This is a genomic window from Streptosporangium sp. NPDC006930, assembly GCF_040635605.1.
GTDB lineage: Bacteria > Actinomycetota > Actinomycetes > Streptosporangiales > Streptosporangiaceae > Streptosporangium.
Genome location: NZ_JBEYID010000010.1, coordinates 285575 through 307159 on the forward strand (window position 1 = coordinate 285575; position 21585 = coordinate 307159).

Below are 21585 nucleotides of genomic sequence, written 5' to 3' on the forward strand. Positions count from 1 at the left end.
GTCAGCACACTATAGGCGCTCGCCCGCCCCCTGGCCGGGCCGGGTCCCCAGTCTGTCGAGCACCCAGTCGTGGAAGGCCCCGATGTGGTGCTCGCTGGGCACCAGGACCCCACCTTGAGCGTACGCCCGGGAGTTCATCGCGGGCTGGCAGCGCTCGCAGGCCTCGAAGTCCTGCACGTTGACGCGGTGGAAGAGCTCGACGGACGGGCCCAGATCCCTGCCCGAGTCGACGACGTCGCCGAGGAAGAGCCAGTCGCACTCCACGATCGTCCGGTCGGCCGCCAGCGGGAACATCCGGTGCAGGATCACGTGGTCGGGCACGAGGTTGACGAAGACCTGCGGTTTGATGGTGATCGCGTAGTAGCGGCGGTCCTGGTCCTCGCCGATCCCCGGGATGCGGTCGACGCCCTCGGAGCCGTCGACGGTGAACCCCCGGATCTCCTCGCCGAACTCGGCGCCGTGCCCGACGAAGGACTGCGCCGCGTACCCGTCGGCGAACTCCGGAAGCACCTCGGTGAGCTCGGGGTGGATGGTGGCGCAGTGGTAGCACTCCATGAAGTTCTCGACGATGAGCTTCCAGTTCGCCTTCACGTCGTAGACGATCCTGCGGCCCACCCGGAGGTTGGCGATGTCGTAGTTCTCGATGGACCTCTCGTCGCCCAGTCTGTGCGTCGCCTCGGCGATCACGTCCGCCTCGAACGACGGAGGCTCGTCGGCCAGGCACACCCACACGTACCCGATCCACTCGCGCACGTGCACGTTGATCAGCCCGTACTCCACCCGGTCGATGTCGGGCATTTTGGTGAGGTTCGGCGCGGCGATCAGCTTGCCTTCGAGGTCGTAGGTCCACGCGTGGTACGGGCACTGGAAGGACCGTTTGACCTCGCCGGACTCCTCGGTGCGTATCCGGGCGCCCCGGTGGCGGCACACGTTGAGGAAGGCCCGGATCGAGCCGTCCCTGGCCCGGGTGACGAGGACGCTCTCGCGACCCACCTGGACGGTCCTGAAGGCTCCGGGTTTGCCGAGGTCGGACGCGCGGGCGACGCAGAACCACATCTTCTCGAAGACGCGGGCCTGCTCTGAGGCGAAGATGTTCTCGTCGGTGTAGTAGCCGCCCGGCAGGGTGGCGATCACGCTGGGGGGCAGGCTTCTCGCGGTCACGATCGCTCCTCTTCACGCGGTGCTCGCGTCTTCACGGTGCTCGCTTCTTCTGCGCGGCACCCGGGCCTGCGCGGTGCTCGCCGGGCTTACCCGGTGCTCGGGCCTGCGCGGTGCTCGCCTGGCCTGCGCGGTGCTCGCGTTCTCACACGGCTTTCACGCGCCGCTCGGAGGACGTCTTTACGCGGTGCTCGTGCGGACGCCGGGCGGCAGGTTCGGGGGCTCGGAGGATGGGATGACGTAGACGGTGTCGTCCTCGACCACCACTCGGTGGGTGCGCAGGGGCAGCTTGGCGGGAGGAGAGTTCGGCCGTCCCGTCCTCAGGTCGAAACTCGACGAGTGCAGGGGGCACTCGATCTCGCAGCCCTCCAGCCACCCGTCGGACAGGGAGGCGTCCTGGTGGGTGCAGGTGTCGTCCACGGCGTAGATCTCACCGTCCTCGGTGTGGAAGACGGCGATCGGCGGGTCGACGTCGAGCCGGTGGGCCTCACCCGGTGGAAGAGCCGCGAGGGGACAGACAGGGATCATCGCAACAAACCCCGGTTTCGTAAGGCGGAACAAGCAGCGCTATACGCAACAGCGTGACCTCAGGGAATCCCGATGTCAAGGGTCATCCGAGAGCTTCGGCCGACGGGTTCACCCTGGTGACCGGCCCGTCGCGCCGCCGTCACGCGGCGGGCTCACGCGTAGGCGTCGAGGCCGAGTTTGATCGCGACGATCAGGCCGCAGGTGGCGGTGCCGAGCCGGAGCGCGCGGCCGGGCAGGCGGCGGGCGAGCGGCGGTCCGAGCAGGCCGCCCAGGAAGAATCCCAGCGCGAGCGGCGCCACCGCCGACCACTGCACCGGGCCGAAGAGGGCGAAGCCGATCGAGGCCACCGCGTTCGCCAGCGAGGACACGACGGACTTGATCGCGTTGACCCTGACGGGCGCCTGGTCGAGCACGGCCGAGAGCACCGCGAACATGAGGATCCCGCCCGCGGCACCGAAGTAGCCGATGTAGACCGCGACGGCGAAGAGCGCGGCGCGCGCCGTCCACCCGTTCTCGTCTCCGAAGCCTCCCTCCGCTCTGGGCGGGCGGACCAGCAGCAGCGAGGCGACCGCGATCAGCCACGGCGCGATCGCCTCGAACGTGTCGGAAGGGGTCATCAGCAGCAGCGCCGACCCCACTGCCCCGCCGATCAGGGTCATCACGCCGAGCCGCAGGACCCTGCCGCCCTGCCCGGCGAGCTCGGGCCGCGACCCGAACGCCGCACCCACACCGTGGAACGTGAGCGCCACCGTGTTCGTGACGTTCGCGGTCAGCGGCGGCAGGCCGAACGCGAGCAGCGCCGGGTAGGAGACGATCGACGCCAGGCTCACCACCGTGCCGACCACCCCGGCCAGCGTCCCGGCGCCCAACAGTCCCAGCATCTCGGCCATGTCCACGGGGTCACAGCCAATCACACGCCCACGCGTGACGTGCCCGGACCCCCCAGCCCCACCTCCTTGTCGGTCGGTACGGGGTCCGCGGGAAGCCGGACGGTGAACACCGCCCCGGCTCCCGGACACCCGTCCGCGGTGACGGTCCCGCCGTGGCCGTCCACCACCTCGCGGACGAGGGCGAGACCGAGGCCCAGGCCCCCGCTGCGGGATCCGCCGACGAACCGGGTGAAGAGACGTTCGGCGTCGCGGGGGTCGAGACCCACGCCGTCGTCGCGGACGTCGAGCCGGACCGTCTCCGGGTCACCGGAGAGGACCACCCAGATGTGGCCGCCCACCCGGGTGTGGGTGAGCGCGTTTTCGAGGAGCGCGGAGATCACCCTGCGCAGCGCGGACTGCGCCCCGCGCACGACGTGGCCGCCCGGCCCCTGGCACCGTACCTCGATCGTCACGCCGCGTACCTGGGCTCGGGCCGTCTCGGCCAGGACGAGCTCCTCGGCCAGCGCGGCGAGGTCGACCGGACCGAACGGTTTGCGCAGCTGCCCGAACTGGGCCGTCAGCAGCAGGTCCTCGACCACGTCGCCCAGCTGCCGGGTGCCGTTCACCAACTGGTCGACCTCGGCCGCGGCGAGGAGCGGGTCGGTCTCCCGCCGCAACCCGCGGGCGACGATCTGGGCGCGGACGTGCAGGCGGGTGAGCGGGGTACGCAGCTCGTGACTGACGTCCGCGGCGAACCGGCGCTGGCGGGCCAGCGCCTCGCCCAGCGGCGCGATCGCCCTTCGGGCGACGACCTGACCGATCATCAGTGCGGCCAGCAGGCCGGTGAGCTCGGCGACGGCGAGCGTGCGCAGCAACCGGCGCCGCTCCGCGGCCTGGTAGCGAAGGTCCATCGCCGCCTGGACCGTCACGTCACCACGCCGCTGGGTGCGGATGAGATAGGACTGCCCGGCGATCTCGACCTGGGCGACCTGGGGCTCGTGTCCGGCCGCGACCTGGCGCAGCGCGGTGCGCACCGGCAGCGCCACGGGTGCGCCGGGAGAGCTGAGCACGGCGCCGTCCCGCAGTTCGAACAGCCAGACGCAGGGCGGGGGCTGCGACAGGGGGGCGCGCTGGGCCGCGACGGTGAGATCACGCCGCGCGGAGGCCTCCTGGTCGCTCACGATGACGCAGTACGCCAGCCATCCGACGAGCACGAGCATCACGGAGATCGCGCCCGCCACCTGCGTGGTGATCCGGCGGCGGGCACGGGCCAGCAGGTGGCGCTCCGGCTCGTGGGGCGGACGCCTTCTCACAGCCCGCCCAGGCGGTATCCAACACCTCGCACGGTGCGTACGACGTCCGCCCCCAGCTTGGCGCGCAGATAGTAGACGTAGGTGTCCACGATCGACTCCGTCCGGGCGCCGTCGAAGACGCGATGGCGCAGCGAGGCGCGCGTGTGCACCTGCCGCGGCCGGGTCGCCAGCGCGCACAGCAGCCGGCACTCCTGCCCCGACAGCGTCACCTGCTCACCGGTCGGCAGCTCCACGACGTGGGACTCGGGGTCCAGCCAGCCCGCGCCGAGCGGCAGCAGCCTGGCCTGGTCGAGGTTCCTGCGATGCAGTGCCCGCACCCTCGCCAGCAGCTCCTCGATCTCGAATGGTTTGACCAGGTAGTCCTCGGCGCCCGCGTCGAGCCCGGTGACCCGGTCGGCGACCGTGCCGAAGGCGCTCAGCACGAGCACCGGCACGGTGACGGCCCGCCGTCGCAGCCGGGTCAGCAACTCGATGCCGTCGACCGCCGGCAGGCCCCGGTCGACGATCATCACGTCGTAGGGACGGCTCAGGCCCAGGTGCAGGCCGCGCTGTCCCTCCCGGGCCAGGTCGACCCTGTATCCCTGCTCGGTGAACAATCCGAACAGCATGGACCCGAGCTCGCGGTCGTCCTCGACGAGGAGCAACCGGCCAGCGGACGGGCTGGATATCGCCGATGTCGCAGCCACGAAGCAACCGTAGACATTCCTCCCACCGAATTACCAGTTTTCCCGAAATTGTTGAAACTTACATGACAATGTCCACAGCGTGTTCAGATGATCACAAAGCGATATTTATCATGCATTTGGGGCATTCAACGCATCTGAGCTATTCGGACGGTCACGAGGAAAGAGATTTCTCGACCTGTTCCTCCGAGGAGCGCGGACCCCGGTCGGCGGACACGGATCCGTGGGCGCGTTCGTGGCGCTCCGGCAGCGCCAGTTTGTACAGCGGCAGGGCTCCCGCGGTGGTGACGATGGCCACCAGCACGAGAATGGCGAAGAGCTCCTGGGTGATCATGCCCTGCGCCAGGCCGATGTTGATGAAGATGAGGATCATCAGCCCTCGCGCGTTCATGAGCGCCCCCACCGCGTAGGACTCGCGCCAGCCGAATCCCAGGGCCCTCATCGACAACGAGCAGCCGAAGTACTTCCCGCAGAAACCCGCGGCGAGGATCGCGGCGAACGCCAGGAGCATGGGACCGCCGGCGATGCCGTCGAGGTGGGTGTTCAGCCCCGAGAAGGCGAAGAAGACCGGCAGCAGCAACGTCGAGACGACGTCCATCATGCGGCCGTGCAGCGCCTGGCGGAACGCCGGGTCGCGGGGCATCGCCAGCCCGGCGATGAAACCGCCGAAGACCGCGTAGACCCCGATCCAGTCGGTGAGCCAGCCGGCGGTGAGAGGGACGAGGACGACGACGTACATCGCGCCGGGGCCGATCTTTCCGGTCCGCGCGACGCTCTCGCCCAGGGGCCGCAGCAGCGGCGCGACCACCTTCAGCATCACCACCGCGAACAGCGCCGCCAAGGCGATGGTGCGCACCGCGTCGCCGGTCCCCGCGTTGAGGTGCATCGCCGACAGCACGGCGAGGATGCACCAGGCGAGGGCGTCGTCGATGGAGGCCGCCACCAGGGTGAGTCTTCCGAGGGGGGAGTTCTCCAGCCCTCGCTCGTACAGGATCCTGGCCAGCATGGGGAACGCGGTCAGCGAGAGCGCTCCCCCCACGAACAGGGCGAACTCCCACCGGCTGACGTCGGGGCGCGAGAGCATCTCCCACAGGAGCAGGCCGACGCAGGAGCCGAGGATGAGGGCGGGGACGATGCCGGCGAGCGCCAGCGTCGCCGCCCGACGGCCCTGGCCGGGCTCCTCCACGCCGTGCCCGAGCCCGGCCCCCACCAGGAACATGTACAGCGTCAGCCCGATGGTGCTCAACACGTACAGGACCGGCCTGACCTCGGCGGGGAACACGGCCGCCTGCGCCTCGGGGAACAGTTGGCCGAACAGCGTCGGACCGAGGAGGACACCGGCGACCATCTCGCCGAGGACGCGCGGCTGCATCATCATGAGCGCCAGCCGGCCGCATATCGCCGCGGCCAGCAGAATGACGACCAGGGCGGGCAGGACCTTGAGGATCAGTTCGAGGTTCGGGTCACCGGCGGCGACCTGTGCCAGGGTGGGCATACCGTTTCTCCGCTCGTGGTCCGGGTGATCATCTGCTCTTTGTGGCGGCCAGGCGATCGGCCTCCGCGAAATGGCGCTCACACAGCCGTTGCTCGCGCGCGTCCCAGACCATGTAGGTGCCGAGGACGAGTTGCACCAGGCTGCGCCAGACGTCCTCCCAGCGGTCGCGGAACCGCACGAACACCAACGTCGCCCGATGGGCCGCCCCCCTTCGGGCGCCCCTCGGAACGAGCAGGCACGGTCCCCGGTTGGGCATCGAGCGGGTGTGGGAGGCGGAGGTGTCGAGGGCGTACGCGCGCAGGACCTCCCGCACCGCCACCCGCATGGTGATCGGCGCCAGCCGCCAGGCGGGGCAGGGACGGTTCGCGGCGATGCCGAACGGGATGTGGTTGAGTTCCCGGACCGCGGGCCGGTCCGGGCGAGGACGGCCCGAGACGGGACAGCCGGGGGCCGGGCGGTCCGGGGCGGGACCGCTCTGGCCTGAGTGGTCCGGCCGGTCGCCCCGCCCCGAGCGGCCCGTCCGACCTCCTCGGCCCGAGCGGTCCGGTTCCGGAGGGGCCTGGCTTGAGCGGTCCAGGTGCGAGTAGTTCGCGTGCGAGCGGTCCGTGGCGAAACGGCCGGGGTCGAAACGGCCGGGATCGGAGAAGCCCTCGCGGTGGAAGGCGGGATAGTCGAAGCACAGTACCGAGCCGGCCGGGATCGTCGTGTGCTCGTCGAGGGAGATGTCGCCGGTGGTGACACGGTGGGCGATGCCGAAGAGCGGGTAGAGCCGCAGCGTCTCGGAGATGACGCGGTCGAGGTGGCGATCGTCGCCCGCGAGCACCTCGGCCTGAGTCTCCGGGTGCTGGGCGAGGACCATCAGCAGGTGGGCCGTCGCCTCCGACATCTGGACGACCGCGGTGTTGAAGAAGGTCCCCTGCAGATAGAGGGCCTGCTCCCTGGCCGACAGCCCCGCGGGGAGCCGGTCTCGCACCCGGGGCAGCAGGCCGGCGAGATACCGGGTCAGCCGGTCGCGCCGGTCCATGTGCCGCAGCCCGCAGCACTTGAGCGCGGTGACGACGTCGTCCGCGTTGGCCACGATCAGGTCGCGCGCCGTCGGCGGACACGGCTCGCCGAAGACGAGTTCGTAGTAGAACTCCGCCCAGACCGGCATCATCAGGTCGCGCAGCCGGACCAGCCCACCCGCGTCCCGCAGCGTCCGGGCGACGCAGCGGCGGGTGAGCTCCTCGGCCTCCACGCGCGGTACGGAGAGGAAGCCGCGCGTGGCACGGGCGACCGCATCGTACCGCTCTCCCACCTCGAGGTGTTCCTGGTGCAGCTCGGCGCCGGGCGAGAGCCAGTACCAGAACAGGTCCGACAGCGCGGCCCCCCGGCTGCGGCCGTTCACAGCCGGGTGGGAGTAGATCTCCCTGAACCTCTCGACGCCGATCAGGTCTCCGGGGACGGTGATCCCCTCCTCCCCGTTGATCCGGGCGAAGACCCGCGTCCGCAGCGCCACGACCTTGGCCGGGAGCCATCGAGGCAGGCTGAGCACGGCGACGGCACCGGCCGCTATCACCGCCGCCCTGACCGGCGCGGTCACCGGCATGACCGCCGCACCATGCCCGGATCGAGGTCGTGGACCGACGCGCAGCCGCACAGGGTGAGCGCGTGCTCGACCTCCGCACGGAGCAGGTCGAGCACGCGGGTCACGCCGCGCTCGCCGTCCGCGGCCAGACCCCAGATCACCGGACGGCCGACCGCGACCGCGTCGGCGCCCAGCGCCATCGCCTTCAGCACGTCGGTACCGCGCCGTACGCCTCCGTCCATCAGCACCGGGACGGCACCGCCGACGGCGGCCACGATCTCCGGCAGCAGGTCGACGGCGGCCGGGACCGTGTCGAGCTGGCGGCCGCCGTGGTTGGACACCATCAGCCCCGAGACCCCGTGGTCGAGCGCGAGGCGCGCGTCGGCGGGATGCGCGACGCCCTTGAGGATGATCGGGAGCGCCGTCGTCTCCCTGAGCCGGTCGATGTGCTCCCAGGAGATCTCCGGCGACATGACGATCGGCCGTACCCGCCCGCCGTCGCGCAGGTTCTCGCAGGCCATCCCCTTCGGCAGGTCGTGGAAGCCGTGCTGCCGTTCCCGGTCCCGCAGGCCATGGGCCGGTGAGTCCACCGTGACGACCAGCGCCCGGCACCCGGCCGCCTCGGCGCGCCGCACGAGCGTCTCGGTGAAGGCCATGTCCGGCTGGACGTAGAGCTGGAACCACAGGGTGGCCTCGGGCGCCGCTGCGGCCACGTCCCCGACGGCGACGGTGGACGCCATGCTCACGATCATGATCGTCCCCGCGCGGGCCGCCGCCCGCGCGGTGGCCCGCTCGCCCTCGGGGTCGGCGAGCCGGTGGAAGGCGGTCGGCGCCACCAGCACGGGCATCGCCGCCCGGCCGCCGGGCAGGGTGACGTCGGTCCGGGGTCTCCCCGCGCCTCGCAGCACCCGAGGCACCAGGGAGAGCCTCTCGAACGCGGCCTCGTTCGCCCGTACGGTGACCTCCTCCCCCGCACCGCCCGCGAAGTAGTCGTAGTGCTCGGGGGCGAGGCGCGCACGGGCCGCGGCCTCGAACTCGCGCGGGGTCCACGGGCCCGCCGGGGCCGGCTGCGCGGCCGGGGGCGTCGGGGGCGTCGGGGTCACAGTCGCCCGTGTGCTCGCGTCCGCCAGGTGCGGGAGACGCTCATCCGCCGCGTCCGGCATCCTCGCGTCCACCGCGTGCGGGACCATGTCCGGCACGTCCGCCAGGTGTGGGAAGGGATCACCCGCCACGCCCGTCCTCCCCACGCCCATCAGGTGCGGGACCATGTCCGGCGTCCTCACGTCCGTCACGCCGGTACCGAGGCGGTCTGGCGGGCGAAGAACGCGCGGAGCGGTTCGACGTGGACCTCCCGGGAGGTCCACTCGTTCTCCAGGTTCTCGGTGACGTGGTGGACGGCCGGCGGCGCGCCGGCCCGGTGGTGGCGCACGACCGGGTGCAGATAATGGCCCTCGGCGGCGCGTTCGGCGTCGTTCTGCCGGATCCGGCCCACCCCGATGTCGAACGGATCGACCTTGTCGTGCTCGGGTCCGTACTCCAAGGTGATCGTGAAGTGGCCGCCGTCGCCGATCGGCGGACCTTCCAGGTCGACCGGCAGCTCCTCCATATAGCGCGCCCCGCCGTGGCCGTCGAGGACGATGACGTCGCCCAGCAGCCCGAACTGCTGCCACAGTGCCGAACTGCGGTTGACCCGTTCGAGCACCGCCTCCGCGAGCGCCTCCGGCTCGGCCGGGAGCTCACGGCCGGGCCACGGGGCGTCGTGGTACCTGTTCTCCAGGACGCGGTGCAGCGCCCGGGTGCCGTACCGGAAACCGTGGATGAACCCGCTGGTGCCGCGCTTGAAGTCGCGGGACTGCGTCAGGGTTCCCGCGAAGTAGAGGTCGGGCACGTTGACCGACTCGTAGGCGGGGGTGAGCGCGGGGAACCTGTCGTTGATCATCAGGTCCGGGCGGCACTCGTCGGAGAAGATCGAGGCGTCGATCCGGAAGCCGGTGCAGACGATGACCCTGTCGTAGGGGATGTCCTTGGTGACCTCGTCGGCGCGGACGAAGCTCACCGTCACCAGGTACGAGCCGTCGGCCTGGCGCTCGATCCGCTTGACGTCGCCGTCGAGCAGCGCGTTCTGGGACTTGAGCTGGTAGGTGTCGAGGAAGTTGTTGTTGACCGCGCGCAGGTTTCCGACGAAGTGGGTGCGCCACGCCATCCGGACGGAGTTCGGCCCGGAGACGTGGATCACCGCGGCCGTCTCGACCAGGCTGTCGGCCGTCTCGAACGCCGAGTTGCCCTTGCCGATGATGAGCACCCGCTGGTTCACGTATTCGGACGGGTCGGTGGAGACGGTGCCGTAGGGTTCGGCCGTCTCGATGCCCGGTATCGGCGGGATGTTGGGCCGGCTGACCCCGGTCGCGACGACCAGCCGTCTCGCCTCGTAGGTCCGGCCGCGCTCGTCGGTCACCAGGAAGTGGCCGTTGCCGGAGGCACGGGTGACCTGGGTGACGCGGGCGTCGTAGGTGACGCGCAGGTCGCAGGCGGCGGCGAAGTCGGCGAGATAGCGGACCATGTCGTCGGCGTGGGGGAAGTAGCGGTCGCTGTAGCGGGTGAACAGCAGGTCGGGGTCGTCCGACAGCAGCGAGTTCCAGTCCATCCGGAGGTTGAGCTCGGGATCGTCGGAACCGGTGTACTTCTTGTTGATCGAGATGAGCTGGCGGTGGCGCGGGAAGGTCTGGAAGAACGCGCCCGCCGCGGGGCCCGCCTCCAGGATCAGATAGCTCCGTCCCGCCTTGGCGAGAAGGTATCCCAGTTGCAGACCCGCGGGTCCTGCACCGATCACCACGTAGTCCAGGGCATTGTCCGGCACGTACAACCTCCGTCACAGCGATCTGGTCGAACGGACGCCATCAGTGTTGGCGGGCAATTCTCAGAGAAGGATCAGAGAGCCCGCCGGTCGAGCAGGTCCAGCAGAGCGCGCTTGTCGGGCTTGCCGCTCGCGGCGACCGGGACGGAGGACAGCGTCGTGATCGTCCAGGGGACGCTGCTCTCGCCGAGTTCGTCGCCCACCAGCGCGGCCAGCGCGTCGCAGTCGAGGGTCCTGCCCTCGGCCGGTACGACGAACGCGTGGACGGCCTCTCCCGTCAGCTCGTCCGGTGCCCCGGCCACGTACGCCTCGGCGACGTCGGGATGGCCGGCCAGCACCCGCTCGATGGGCCCCGCGTACACCACCATCGCGTTGACCATGATCACGTCACGGGTGCGGCCGACAAGGTGCAGGAAACCCTTCTCGTCCAGGTGGCCGAGGTCCCGGGTGCGCACCCAGCCGTCCCGCAGGGTCTCGCCGGTCTCCTTCGGATCCCCCCAGTAACCCGACATCAGGTACGGGGTGCGCACGTAGATCTCACCGGTGCGCCCTACGGCCACCTCATGGTCCTCCTCGTCGCGCACGCTGATCTCGACACCCGAGTACGGTCGGCCGACCGAGGGCAGGGCGTGGGCCGGGAACGCGGCGATGTCCGCGGGAGTGAGCACCGAGATCAGGCCCACCTCGGTCTGCCCGTACCCCTGGTAGACCACGGGCCCGAGCCGGTCCCCCGCCTCCGCCAGACGCCCCGGACCGATCGGTGATCCGGCCACCACCAGCGCGCGCAGGCAGCCGACGTCGACCGGCTCGTCCCGGAGCAGGTCGAGCATCTGGTACAGCCGGGGCACGGTAATGATGGAGCCGGTGATCCGGTGGCGTTCGATCGCGTACGGGAACAGGGGCTTACCGTCCTCCTCGGGGATCACCGCGGTGCCCCCTCCCAGCAGGCACAGCCCCAGGAAGTCCAGGACCACCATGCTGGACAGGGTGCCGAACAGCATGTAGCGCTCGAAGGCTCCCGCGAGCTCGTTCGTGAGCGGGGACCACACGCGGGGCTGCCACGACCAGTGCTCGCCGAGCGCGCGGTAGGTGATCGCGCAGCCTTTGGGGCGGCCGGTGCTGCCGCTGGTGAAACTCAGGGCGGCCACGTCGTCCGGACGGGCCGCGGCGACGAGGGGCCGCTGCTCGTCGGCACCGGTGTCGGCGAGCAGGTCGACCGCCGCGAGGACAGAACGGCCGTCGGGCTGGGGGCACGGCCCGAGCGAGAGCAGCGTGATGGGGCCGGCGGCCCCGAGCAGCTCCGGCGTCACGGTGGACCGGTCGACGAGGAGGGCGTCGACTCCCATCCCGAGCACATGGGCGAGCTGGGCCGCCGGGTAGCCGGGCCGGACTCCCACGACCCGGCAGCCCAGGGTGTAGGCGGCGATGTGGGCGGCGAACGCCTCGGGGGTGACGCCCGTGTTGACGGCGACGGCCCTGCCGGGGCCCAGCCCGGCGTCGAGCATCGCCCCCGCCAGCCGCCAGATGATCTCCAGTAGCTCACCTCGCGAGACGACCCTGTCCCCCTGCTCGAAGGCCGGGGCGCCGGGCGAGTTCCGCAGCGCTTCGAGAAGGGGGTGCGGGAACGGCGGCTCGGCGGGAACACTCATGCTCGGCTCCTCTGGTCTCACTCGGGTCACCGCGGCGTCTTCGCGATTCCGGATCTCTCCGGGGTCTTCGCCGGGGTTCTTCCGGGGGCGTTTCCTGGACCCTCGTGGGTCCCTGCGGCGGCTATGGGACCCGCCTGGGCGGCATGCCGTGTACGGTCGGCATGCCGCCCATCACGAAGCTAGACAGCGCAGATCAGAGAATCATCAGAGATCCCGCCCCACCGGCCGCCGGTCGTCGACATCCGGTGGGGGCGCCCCGGGCGAGCTCCCGGAAATCCGGCTTCTCGGAAACCCGGTCGGAATCGTGACCTCAAAGTGAATCTGACCGCGCCCGACCGATCGAATGACCGTCCATGGGGCACAGCCATCAGATGAGCAGCGGACGATCCGGGCACGACGCGGTGCGGGAGCGGCCTTCGCCGGTGAGAGCGCGAGCGGGCGCGACGAGCGTGCTCGGCACGGTGCTGCTGGGCGCGATGGTCGTCGCGCAGGTCGCCACGGGACTGCAGGCCCGGCCGATCCTGCTGACCAGCGTCGTCGTCCTGCTGCTCGCGGCGAGCGCGCTCGCCTTCGCCTGCGCGACCCACTCCCCCGCCAAGGTCTTCGCGGCGTTCGCGGCCGTGGTCGCGACCGGGTACGCCGCCGAGTGGATCGGGATCAGGACGGGCGTGCCGTTCGGCGCCTACCACTACACCGATGTTCTCCAGCCCGCGCTCGGCGGGGTGCCGGTGATCGTGGCGGTGGCGTGGGGCGGCATGGGGCTCGCGGCCCACGCCGTGGCCGCCGCCATCGCGCCGGGGAGCAGGGCCGCGCGGATCGTCACGGGGGCGCTCGCCCTCACCGCCTGGGACCTGTTCCTGGACCCGCAGATGATGCGGCTGGACCTGTGGGTCTGGCACGACCCCGGCCCCTACCGGGACGTCCCCCTCGGCAACTTCGCGGGTTGGCTCGTCGTCTCCCTGCTGGTCATGGCCCTGCTGGAGGGCGTACTCACCGAGCCCGCGACGTGGAACGCCGGGCTGGTGTCGGTCTACACGGTGATGGCGGTCATGGAGACCATCGGCTTCGCGTTCGTCTTCGACCCGACGGACCCGCTGGTGGCCACGGCCGGAGGGCTCTCGATGGGCCTGTTCACCCTGCTCGCCTGGAGGCGCGGACGCCGTGGACGGCCGGATCCCGAGGCGGGCCGGGCGTGACACCTCACCCATCGAACCCATCGGATTCACCAGACTCGTCGAACTCGTCGGAAGGGGGCGCGGATGCCTGAGACAACGGTGATAGGCGGCGGCGTCGGTGGCATGGTCTCCGCGCTGCTGCTGGCCGGGCAGGGGCATCGGGTGCGCCTGTACGAGCGGCTCCCCCGGCTGGGCGGCAAGCTCGCCGAGCACACCAGGGACGGCTTCACCTTCTCCATCGGCCCCTCCCTGCTCACCCTGCCCGGCGTCTTCACCGACCTCGGGCTGCAGCTCGACCTGGTGGAGCTCGACGAGCTGTGCCGCTACCGCTTCGCCGACGGCTCGACGCTCGCGGCGTACCGCGACCCGGTGCGGATGGCCGCCGAGGTCGACCGGCTCGCGCCCGGCGAGGGCCGCGCCTGGCTCGCCTTCCACGACTGGGCGCGGGGCTGTTTCGACGCCTCGCGTCGCACCTTCTTCAGCGGACCGCTCACCCGGCCGCCCACCGAGGCCCGCCTGTCGGACCTGCTCGCGGTGGCGCCTGGCCGGACCCTCGACGGCCTGGCCCGCCGTTTCTTCACCGACCCGCGCCTGCGCCAGTACGTCGGCCGTTACGCGACCTACGCGGGCTCCGACCCGTACCGCGCCCCGGCCGCGCTGGGGTGCGTCCCGGCGATCGAGCACGGCGAGGGCGGCTGGTACGTCCCCGGAGGGCTTCCCCGCATCGCCGACGCCCTGGTCCCGCTGCTGGAGAAGGCCGGGGTGGAGGTCGTCCTGGGCGCGGAGGTGACCCGGGTGCTCACCGACGGCGAACGGGTCACGGGGGTGCGGCTCGCCTCGGGCGAGCGTGAGCGCGCCGACATCGTGGTCGCCAACACCGACGCCGCCGCGCTGTACGGGCAGCTGTTGCCCGACCGGCGGCGGCTGCGGCGCATCGCCGCGCTCGGCACCTCCTCCTCGGCGTTCCTGCTGCTGGCCGGGGTGGAGGGCAGGACAGAAGGGCTCGGCCACCACTCGATCGTCTTCTCCGGCGACTACGAGCGGGAGTTCGGTGACATCTTCCGGCGGCGCAGGCCACCGGAGGACCCGACCGTCTACATCGGCTGCTCGGTCGTGGACGACCCCTCGCAGGCCCCGCCGGGCACGGAGAACTGGGTCATGCTGGTCAACGTCCCCGCCCGCGACCCCGGCCGGTGGCCGATGTCCCCCGAGGCGTACCGGGACCTGGTGCTCGAACGCCTGGCGAGCAGGGGTCACGACCTGTCGGGGCGGTTGCGTTTCGTGGACCTGTTCACCCCCGCCGACCTGCGCGACCGGTACGGCTCGTGGGGCGGCTCGATCTACGGCGGCGCCTACTCGGGCAGGCTCGCGCCCTTCCGCCGCCCGGGCAACCGGGGTCCCCTGCGCGGCCTGTACCTGGTGGGCGGCTCGGCGCATCCCGGCGGCGGGCTGCCGCTGGTCGCGATGGGCGCCCGCATCGTCGCCTCGCTCGTACGGGAGGACTTCCCCTCCGGTTCTCCGGGACATCCCGGCGTGGAGGCCTGACGATGAGAGTCCTCACCGCTCTGCAGGCCGCCGCCGCGCTCGTCGTGGCGGTACGGCTGGCCAGGGGGCGAAACCGCCTGCCCCCGCTCACCGTCGCGCGAGACCACCACCTGCCCGCGCCGACTCCCGCCCGGACGGCGCGAGACCGTCCGCCCGTGCCGGTTCCCGCCCGGACGGCGCCGCCGCGCGTCTCGGTGGTGATCCCCGCCCGCGACGAGGAGGCCCGCATCGGCCCGTGCCTGTCGGCGCTGCTCGCCGATCCGGACGTCGCGGAGATCGTCGTCGTCGACGACGAGTCACGCGACGGCACCGCGCTCCTCGCGGCCGAACTCGGCGCGAAGGTCATCGCGGGAGCGCCGCTGCCCGAGGGCTGGGTGGGCAAGCAGTGGGCGCTGAAGCAGGGGGTCGAGGCCGCCGGAGGCGACGTCGTGGTGACCCTGGACGCCGACGCCAGACCCGCGCCGGGGCTCATCGGCGCGCTCACCGCGACCCTGGGAGAGTACGACCTGGTGAGCGCGGGACCCAGGTTCGTGTGCGAGGGGGTGGCCGAGCAGGCGCTGCACGCGTCGTTCCTCGCGACGCTCGTCTACCGCTTCGGCCCGATCGGTCCTTCGGCTCCCCCGGCCCCGCACCGCACGGTGGCCAACGGCCAGTGCACGGCCTTCCACCGCACGGCGATGCTGGACGCCCGGGGATTCGCGCGGGTACGCGGGCACATGGCCGACGACGTGGCACTGGCCAGGACCCTCGCGGCGGACGGATGGTCCGTGGGATTCCTGGACGCGGGAGGACTGCTGGAGGTCGACATGCACGATTCCGCCGCCGAGGTGTGGCGGGAGTGGGGGCGGTCGCTGTCGCTGCGCGACGTCACCGCGCCCGGCTGGCAGGCCGCCGACCTGGCCGTGGTCTGGCTCACCGCCGCACTGCCCGTGCTGCGGCTGGTGACCGGCCGTCCCACCCGGCTCGACCTGGCCCTGCTGACCGTACGGTCGCTGCTCGCCGGCGCGCTGCGCGGCAGCTACACGCGGCCGGGGCTGGGCGTGCTGCTCTCCCCGCTGCTGGATCCGCTGGCGGCCCTGCGGCTGACGCAGGCCACGTTGCGCCCGGTGCGCAGCTGGCGGGGCCGTACCTACCCGGCGACCACGACGGTCTCCCGCCTCGGCCAGGTCACGACGGGTACGCCGCCGGGGCAGGTCACGACGGGCGGACGTCCAGGACCGGACACGACGACCATGTCGCCGGAGCGGGTCACGACGGCCACGCGTTCCCGGCCGGGTCCGACGACCACGTGGCCGGGCCGGGTCACGAGGGGCGGGAGTTCCGCGCCGCCTGACCGAAGCGCAGCCCGATGAGGCACATGAGCAGCCCTGTCCCGGCCACGTACGCGACCGGCGCGAAGAGCAGTTGCAGCAGCGGGAGGCCGAAGACACCGACGCGCGCCCCGATCGCGAACGACCGCGTCACCAGGGCGGCCACGATCAGGGCGGCCACGCCGAGCAGGAAACCCGGCGGGCAGATGACGGCGAAGCCGCCCGCGAAGGTGAGAATCGAGCGACCGCCCCTGAACCCGGCGAAGACCGGCCAGGCGTGCCCGGCCATGGCCGCGGCCACCGCGAGATACACCGGCACCGTGCTGTCGCCGCTCACCCCGCCGGGCCAGGTGAGGTGCGTGCCACTGACCCACAGGGCGAGCAGCCCCGCGAACGTGCCCTTGAGCATGTCGCCCGCGAAGACCGGCACGGCGGCCCGCCAGCCGAGCCGCTCCCTGACGTTCCAGAAGCCGGGGTTGCGGTCGCCGACCTCTCGGGGGTCGAACCCGTACGCGCGGGCGACCAGCACGGCGACCGGTACGGACCCGAGAAGGTAGCCGCCGATGACCGAGACGAGCAGCGGAACCATCGTTTCCTTCCATCTCACGAGATACGCGGATCTAAGGGCTATGCGCTACATGGCGTTCGACCGGCCGGTGCTGAGAAACACGCCGGGGCTGGTGTTCTGGCGGCTGCTCGGCTCAGGGCGCGGAGCGTCGACGGGCATGGGCGCGGACCTGCGCCGCTGGGCCCTGCTCGCGGTGTGGCGCGACGAGCGGGCCCTGGACCGCTTCCTGGACGAGTCGCCGGTGGTGGCGCGCTGGCGGCGTGAAGCGCGGGAGTCCTGGCAGGTGCGGCTCGCTCCCGTCGCCTCACGTGGCAGCTGGAACGGGGTGGAGCCGTTCGGCCCGCTTCCCGCGAGCACGCCCGGGATCGATCCCGGCGGGCCCGTCGTCGTGCTGACCCGCGCGTCGATCCGGCCCTCCCGGCTGGTGGCGTTCTATCGCTCGGTTCCCGGGGTGGACCGCCTGCTGGCGGAGCAGGACGGCTGCCTCGCCTCGGTCGGCGTCGGCGAGTGGCCGCTGGCCAGGCAGGGCACGTTCTCGGTGTGGCGCGACGCCGCGGCGGTGCGGGACTTCGCCCACAAGGGGGCGGCACACCGGCGCGTGATCGGCAGGACACGCGAGGAGAACTGGTACTCCGAGGAGCTGTTCGCCCGGTTCTCCCCCTACGCGAGTGAGGGCACCTGGGACGGCGCCGACCCCCTGGCCTGACCCACCCCGGTCCGTCCTGTCCCGGGGCCGGGGTCCCGCCCCCGCCCGACACGCGGATACCACCGTGAAACGCGCGCACCGCGAGCACGGGAGCACCTCCGCCCAACGGGCGGACGCCGTGGTGAGACGCCCGCCCCGCGTCCGGGAACGCGGGAGCACCCGGCCGCCCGCCCCCGTTCACCGAGCGGGTCCCGCGGTGAGATGGTCGCCGAAGCGGGTGACGACCCCGCCCTCGGCGAGGTCGTGGGCCACCGCGCAGGCACGCGCGATCGTCGCCGCCCGCGAGGAGCCGTGCGCGACGACGACGGTACCGCTCAGCCCGAGCAGCGCCGCCCCGCCGTGGGTCTCGGGATCGTAGCGGTCGGCCACCGTTTTCAGTTCCTCGGCCCCGGCGATCCCCGAGCGCGCCACCAGCGTCAGCGCGGCCCGTACCGAACCCTCCACGTTCTTGAGCACCACATTGCCGGTGAAGCCGTCGGTGGCGATCACGTCGACGGTGCCCGCGAGCACGTCGTGGCCCTCCACGTTGCCGTGGAAGCGGAACGGCAGTTCGGGAAGCAGCTCACCGGCCCTGCGAGTCAGCCGGTTGCCCTTGCCGGGCTCCGAGCCGATCGACAGCAGGCCCACCGACGGGTCGGCGACGCCGAGCACGAGTTGCGCGTAGGAGGCTCCGAGCAACGCGAACTGGGCGATCATCTCCGGTGTGGGGTCGGAGGTGGCTCCCGCGTCGATCAGCACGGTGGCGCCACCGGTGACCGAGGGCAGCGCGATCGCCAGGGCCGGCCGCAGGACGCCCGGGGCACGGCCGATGCCACGGATGGCACATGAGACGACCGCGCCCGTGGATCCGGCCGACACGAAGGCCGAGGCCGCTCCTCGCCGTACGAGATCACAGCCGACCGTGAGGCTCGTCGTGGTGGAGGAGACCGCTCCCGCGCCCCGTTCGGCCATCGGGACGACGTCCTCGGCGTGCACCACGCCGATCTCGGAGACGGCGCCGTGGCGGTCGAGCTCGGCACGGATGACCCCCGCCCTGCCCACCAGCAGCACGGGGACCCCCAGCTCGCGATGGGCGGCCACCGCCCCGGCGACCGTCTCGATCGGTCCGTGGTCTCCGCCCATCGCGTCAACGACCACAGGCTCTGCCATCACACTCTCCCCACGACAACGACAACAGCGACACAGAAGACGGTGTCGAACGGTCTCTCACCGGACGACCCCGCGCCCGGCGGTCCCACACCCGCACCCACTCCCCTCGCCTTCGGCGGCCTCTCATCGAATGACCTCACGACCCGAAACCTCGCGACACGTCCGCCCGGCCGGTTCAAGGAATCTCGACGATCACGCGGCGTTCGGCGCGGTCGGCCGCGGACGCCGCGAGCAGGTACCGCGCGAAGATCGACAGTCGTCGTCGCCGGGGTACGACGATCCTCGCGCCGAGGACGTCGTAGCGGGCGGCCTCGATCCGGTCGAGGATGCCTCCGTACAGCTCGAAGGCCGCTCGGATGCACGGCCGGGAGGAGGGGGTCAGCATGGCGAACCCCTCCTCGGCCCGCGCGTAGTGGTCCCTGGTCCGCCGAGCCTGGAAGGCGATCAGCTCGCGCAGTTCGGGGGTGGTGACGCCGCCCTCCAGATCGGCGACCTTCACCCCGAACCGGTCCAGGTCCTCCAGTGGAAGGTAGACCCGGCCGCGTTCCAGGTCCTCGGCGACGTCACGCAGGAAGTTGGTCAGCTGGAAGGCCAGCCCCAGCTGGCGAGCCGGTTCGCGGGCCTTCTCCTCCATGCCGGGCAGCGGTTCGAGAACGGGCAGCATCATGGTGCCGATCACCGCGGCCGAGCCCTCCATGTAGACGAGCAGGTCGTCGTAGGTCGGGTAGCGGGTGACGGTCAGATCGGCCCGCATCGAGCTCAGGAACGCGTCGATGTCGCGGTGGTCGATGTCGAAGGAGCGCACGGTCTGCGCGAACGCGGGGAGCACCGGGTCGCCGGTGGTCTCGCCCGCCAGGGCCTCGGTGAGCCGGGCGGACAGGTCGTCGAGTGCCCGCGCCCTGTCGCCGGTCATCGTGAAGGAGTCCACGATCTCGTCGGCGTAGCGCGCGAAGCCGTACAGGGCGTGCACGTGCGGGCGTTTCCAGCTGGGCAGCAGCAGGGTCGCCAGGTAGTAGGAGCGGCCGTGCCGGGCGTTGAGCCTGCGGCAGAGTTCGTAACTGGCGGTCAGGGTCATCGGGGGGTCTCCAGTACGCGTTCCGCGGCGAGCCTGCCGGAGATCAGCACCGGTGGCACCCCGACCCCCGGCGCGGTGTACATTCCGGCGAAGTGCAGTCCAGGGACGCGCCTGGCCGCCCCGGCCGGCCGGAACCAGGCCGTCTGGGCGAAGCGGTGGTCCAGCGCGAACGGGGTGCCCGCCGAGTGGCCGAGCCGCGCCCAGGCGGGCGGGTCGATGGTGAGCCTCGGCGCGGCGGACAGATCGCCGTAACCGAGGTCGGCGAGCCTGCCGAACAGCCGGTCCTCCAGTTTCGGGGTGAGCCGCTCCCAGTCGGCGCCGCCACGCAGGTTCGCGGTCGGTTCCAGCACGGTGAGGGTGGCGTGGCCCGACGGCGCGGCGCCGGTGTCGGACTCGGGGTAGGTGACGAGCAGGTTCGGGTCGGGCTGTGGCCTCCCGGCGCGCAGCGCGTCGAAGGTGGCCTCCCACTCCCTGCCGAAGTGCAGGGTGTGGTGCGCCTGCCCGGCCAGGTGGCGGTCCAGGCCGAAGTGCATGACCAGGCAGGAGGGCGAGTAGCGGGGACGGCGGAGCCGCCAGTCGCCCGCGCCCTTCGGGAGCAGCCCGGTGTGGGCGCGGGACAGGTCGCAGGCGACCACGACGTTCCCGGCCGCGAGGCGCTCTCCGGTGTCGAGCCTCACCCCACGGACGCCGGAGGATCCTGCCTCGACCTTCACGGCGCGGACCCCGTACCGGATGCGCGCGCCCGCCTTCTCGGCGAGCGTCGCCAGGGCGACCGGGATGGCGTGCATCCCGCCGTCGCGCGGGAAGAAGACGCCCCCGACGGTGTCCATGTGGGCGATGACCGCGTAGATCCCGAGCGCCTGGCGGGGCGGCAGGCCCACGTACAGGGCCTGGAAGGTGTGCGCCTTGATCAGCCGGTGGTCGGTGAGGTGGCTCCTGACGAGGGAGTCCATGCTGCGGAAGCCGCCCAGGGCCGCGAGGCGCGCCAGGACGCGGGGCTGGGCGAGGTCGCGCAGCCTCGTCATGTCGCGGTCGATGAACGCGGGCCACTCGATGTCGAAGAGCTCGCCGAGCCTGGCGCGGAAACGCCGGTATCTCGCGGCCTCCGCGGCGCCGCTCAGCGCGCGCACCCGCTCGGTCATCGCCTCCTCCCCGGCCACCAGGTCCAGGTGGGAGCCGTCGTGGTAGCGCAGCCGGTAGTACGGGTCCAGGCGCCGCAGCGGAAGCATGCTCTCCATGTCCTGTCCGGCGGCGGCGAAGACGTCGGCCAGGACCTCCGGCATGGTCAGCACCGAGGGGCCGGTGTCGAAGCGGTACTCGCCGAGGGTGGCCGTGCCGCAGCAGCCGCCCGGCACCTCGTTCGCCTCCACGATCGTGACGTCCCGCCCGGCGGCGGCGAGCCGGACCGCGGCGGCGAGACCTCCGAGACCGGCGCCGATCACCACGACCGGGCTCACGCGCCCCTCCTCGTCACCAGGTCTCCCTCACCGGCCGGCCCGTCCACACCCGCGACGAGTACGCCGGCCGCCCGTACGGCCGGACCCGTCACTCCCGCGCCGGTGACCTGCGGCGGCGCGTCGGCCTGTGTACGGGTGGGCGGGGTCGCCTTCCGTCCCGGATGGGGGTCCGTCCGCTCACGGGACCGGTCGGTCCCACGTGTGACGGCGGCCATGGGCATCACTCCTTCTCGTCCACAGGAGACTTCGCAAGCGACACCACGTCTGGATGCGTTTGTCCGACGGCAGGCGTATGGCCCGTGACCGGTGGCATCTGACGATCCATCCCCGGGCCGGGCTGCGGGTAAGTCAACCCACGGCGCAAGAAGGCGTAAAAACGGCGAGGCCCGGCGTCCGCCGCGCGGCGGACACGGTGCCGCGCCGGGCCAGCCCCCCCGCGTCCAACAGCATCCCCCAGACGGCGGGCGTGTCGGAGAAGGAGGCG

19 protein-coding genes are annotated in these 21585 nt (G+C 71.9%); 4 read left to right on the forward strand and 15 right to left on the reverse strand.

All coding sequences use genetic code 11. From position 1 onward, the window contains the following. Window positions 1-9: 9 nt before the first annotated feature. The 10 genes from ABZ664_RS20115 to ABZ664_RS20160 all read right to left on the reverse strand — a co-directional run bounded on the left by ABZ664_RS20115 (window position 10) and on the right by ABZ664_RS20160 (window position 12116). Entirely contained in the window at window positions 10-1161 is a 1152-nt protein-coding gene (locus ABZ664_RS20115) for an aromatic ring-hydroxylating dioxygenase subunit alpha (RefSeq protein WP_362511609.1), read from the reverse strand. A 177-nt stretch (window positions 1162-1338) separates the two neighbouring features. Beyond that, entirely contained in the window at window positions 1339-1686 is a 348-nt protein-coding gene (locus ABZ664_RS20120) for a bifunctional 3-phenylpropionate/cinnamic acid dioxygenase ferredoxin subunit (protein WP_362511612.1), read from the reverse strand. Window positions 1687-1838: 152 nt separating this feature from the next. After that, window positions 1839-2576 carry a sulfite exporter TauE/SafE family protein gene (locus tag ABZ664_RS20125; RefSeq protein WP_362511615.1) on the reverse strand — a complete coding sequence of 246 codons (738 nt, stop codon included), beginning with the start codon at window positions 2574-2576 and terminating at the stop codon, window positions 1839-1841. 20 nt (window positions 2577-2596) lie between these two features. Next, window positions 2597-3868: a HAMP domain-containing sensor histidine kinase gene (locus ABZ664_RS20130; protein WP_362511618.1), complete on the reverse strand. Its 1272-nt coding sequence runs from the start codon at window positions 3866-3868 to the stop codon at window positions 2597-2599. Further along, entirely contained in the window at window positions 3865-4554 is a 690-nt protein-coding gene (locus ABZ664_RS20135) for a response regulator transcription factor (protein WP_362511621.1), read from the reverse strand. Before ABZ664_RS20135 ends, ABZ664_RS20130 begins: the two co-directional genes overlap by 4 nt. A gap of 151 nt (window positions 4555-4705) precedes the next feature. Continuing rightward, window positions 4706-6046, reverse strand: coding sequence for a cation:proton antiporter (locus tag ABZ664_RS20140; protein ID WP_362511623.1), 1341 nt, complete (start codon window positions 6044-6046; stop codon window positions 4706-4708). A 28-nt stretch (window positions 6047-6074) separates the two neighbouring features. Beyond that, window positions 6075-7634 carry a cytochrome P450 gene (locus ABZ664_RS20145; protein WP_362511626.1) on the reverse strand — a complete coding sequence of 520 codons (1560 nt, stop codon included), beginning with the start codon at window positions 7632-7634 and terminating at the stop codon, window positions 6075-6077. Beyond that, window positions 7625-8905, reverse strand: a complete 1281-nt coding sequence (locus ABZ664_RS20150; RefSeq protein WP_362511628.1) for an alpha-hydroxy acid oxidase — start codon at window positions 8903-8905, stop codon at window positions 7625-7627. The genes ABZ664_RS20145 and ABZ664_RS20150 overlap by 10 nt, the downstream gene beginning before the upstream one ends. Then, the gene (locus ABZ664_RS20155; protein ID WP_362511631.1) at window positions 8902-10470 is read right to left on the reverse strand and encodes an NAD(P)-binding domain-containing protein; all 1569 of its coding nucleotides are present in this window, start codon (window positions 10468-10470) and stop codon (window positions 8902-8904) included. Before ABZ664_RS20155 ends, ABZ664_RS20150 begins: the two co-directional genes overlap by 4 nt. Before the next feature lie 71 nt (window positions 10471-10541). Beyond that, on the reverse strand, window positions 10542-12116 hold the full coding sequence (locus tag ABZ664_RS20160; protein WP_362511634.1) for an AMP-binding protein: 1575 nt from the start codon (window positions 12114-12116) through the stop codon (window positions 10542-10544). Between the two features lie 371 nt (window positions 12117-12487). On the opposite strand from ABZ664_RS20160, the gene ABZ664_RS20165 reads away from it, so the two are divergent. From ABZ664_RS20165 to ABZ664_RS20175, 3 genes are all read left to right on the forward strand, one after another. Beyond that, window positions 12488-13312 carry a carotenoid biosynthesis protein gene (locus tag ABZ664_RS20165; RefSeq protein ID WP_362511637.1) on the forward strand — a complete coding sequence of 275 codons (825 nt, stop codon included), beginning with the start codon at window positions 12488-12490 and terminating at the stop codon, window positions 13310-13312. Window positions 13313-13375: 63 nt separating this feature from the next. Then, window positions 13376-14836: a phytoene desaturase family protein gene (gene crtI, locus ABZ664_RS20170; RefSeq protein WP_362511640.1), complete on the forward strand. Its 1461-nt coding sequence runs from the start codon at window positions 13376-13378 to the stop codon at window positions 14834-14836. Between the two features lie 2 nt (window positions 14837-14838). Continuing rightward, a complete protein-coding gene (locus ABZ664_RS20175) occupies window positions 14839-16188 on the forward strand; it encodes a glycosyltransferase family 2 protein (RefSeq protein ID WP_362511643.1) in 1350 nt (449 codons plus the stop codon). On the opposite strand, the gene ABZ664_RS20180 is transcribed toward ABZ664_RS20175, so the two are convergent. After that, window positions 16139-16735 (reverse strand): glycerol-3-phosphate acyltransferase, encoded by a 597-nt coding sequence (locus ABZ664_RS20180; RefSeq protein ID WP_362511646.1) that lies wholly within the window; start codon window positions 16733-16735, stop codon window positions 16139-16141. The genes ABZ664_RS20175 and ABZ664_RS20180 overlap by 50 nt on opposite strands. A 40-nt stretch (window positions 16736-16775) precedes the next feature. On the opposite strand from ABZ664_RS20180, the gene ABZ664_RS20185 reads away from it, so the two are divergent. Beyond that, window positions 16776-17420 (forward strand): spheroidene monooxygenase, encoded by a 645-nt coding sequence (locus tag ABZ664_RS20185; RefSeq protein WP_362511649.1) that lies wholly within the window; start codon window positions 16776-16778, stop codon window positions 17418-17420. Window positions 17421-17597: 177 nt separating this feature from the next. Here the strand turns inward: ABZ664_RS20185 and plsX are convergent, their stop codons facing one another. From plsX to ABZ664_RS20205, 4 genes are all read right to left on the reverse strand, one after another. Next, window positions 17598-18569, reverse strand: a complete 972-nt coding sequence (gene plsX / locus ABZ664_RS20190; protein WP_362511652.1) for a phosphate acyltransferase PlsX — start codon at window positions 18567-18569, stop codon at window positions 17598-17600. 175 nt (window positions 18570-18744) lie between these two features. After that, window positions 18745-19644 carry a phytoene/squalene synthase family protein gene (locus tag ABZ664_RS20195; protein ID WP_362511655.1) on the reverse strand — a complete coding sequence of 300 codons (900 nt, stop codon included), beginning with the start codon at window positions 19642-19644 and terminating at the stop codon, window positions 18745-18747. Further along, window positions 19641-21101 carry a phytoene desaturase family protein gene (gene crtI / locus ABZ664_RS20200; protein WP_362511658.1) on the reverse strand — a complete coding sequence of 487 codons (1461 nt, stop codon included), beginning with the start codon at window positions 21099-21101 and terminating at the stop codon, window positions 19641-19643. Before crtI (ABZ664_RS20200) ends, ABZ664_RS20195 begins: the two co-directional genes overlap by 4 nt. After that, window positions 21098-21316 (reverse strand): hypothetical protein, encoded by a 219-nt coding sequence (locus tag ABZ664_RS20205; RefSeq protein ID WP_362511661.1) that lies wholly within the window; start codon window positions 21314-21316, stop codon window positions 21098-21100. Before ABZ664_RS20205 ends, crtI (ABZ664_RS20200) begins: the two co-directional genes overlap by 4 nt. Between the last annotated feature and the right edge of the window lie 269 nt (window positions 21317-21585).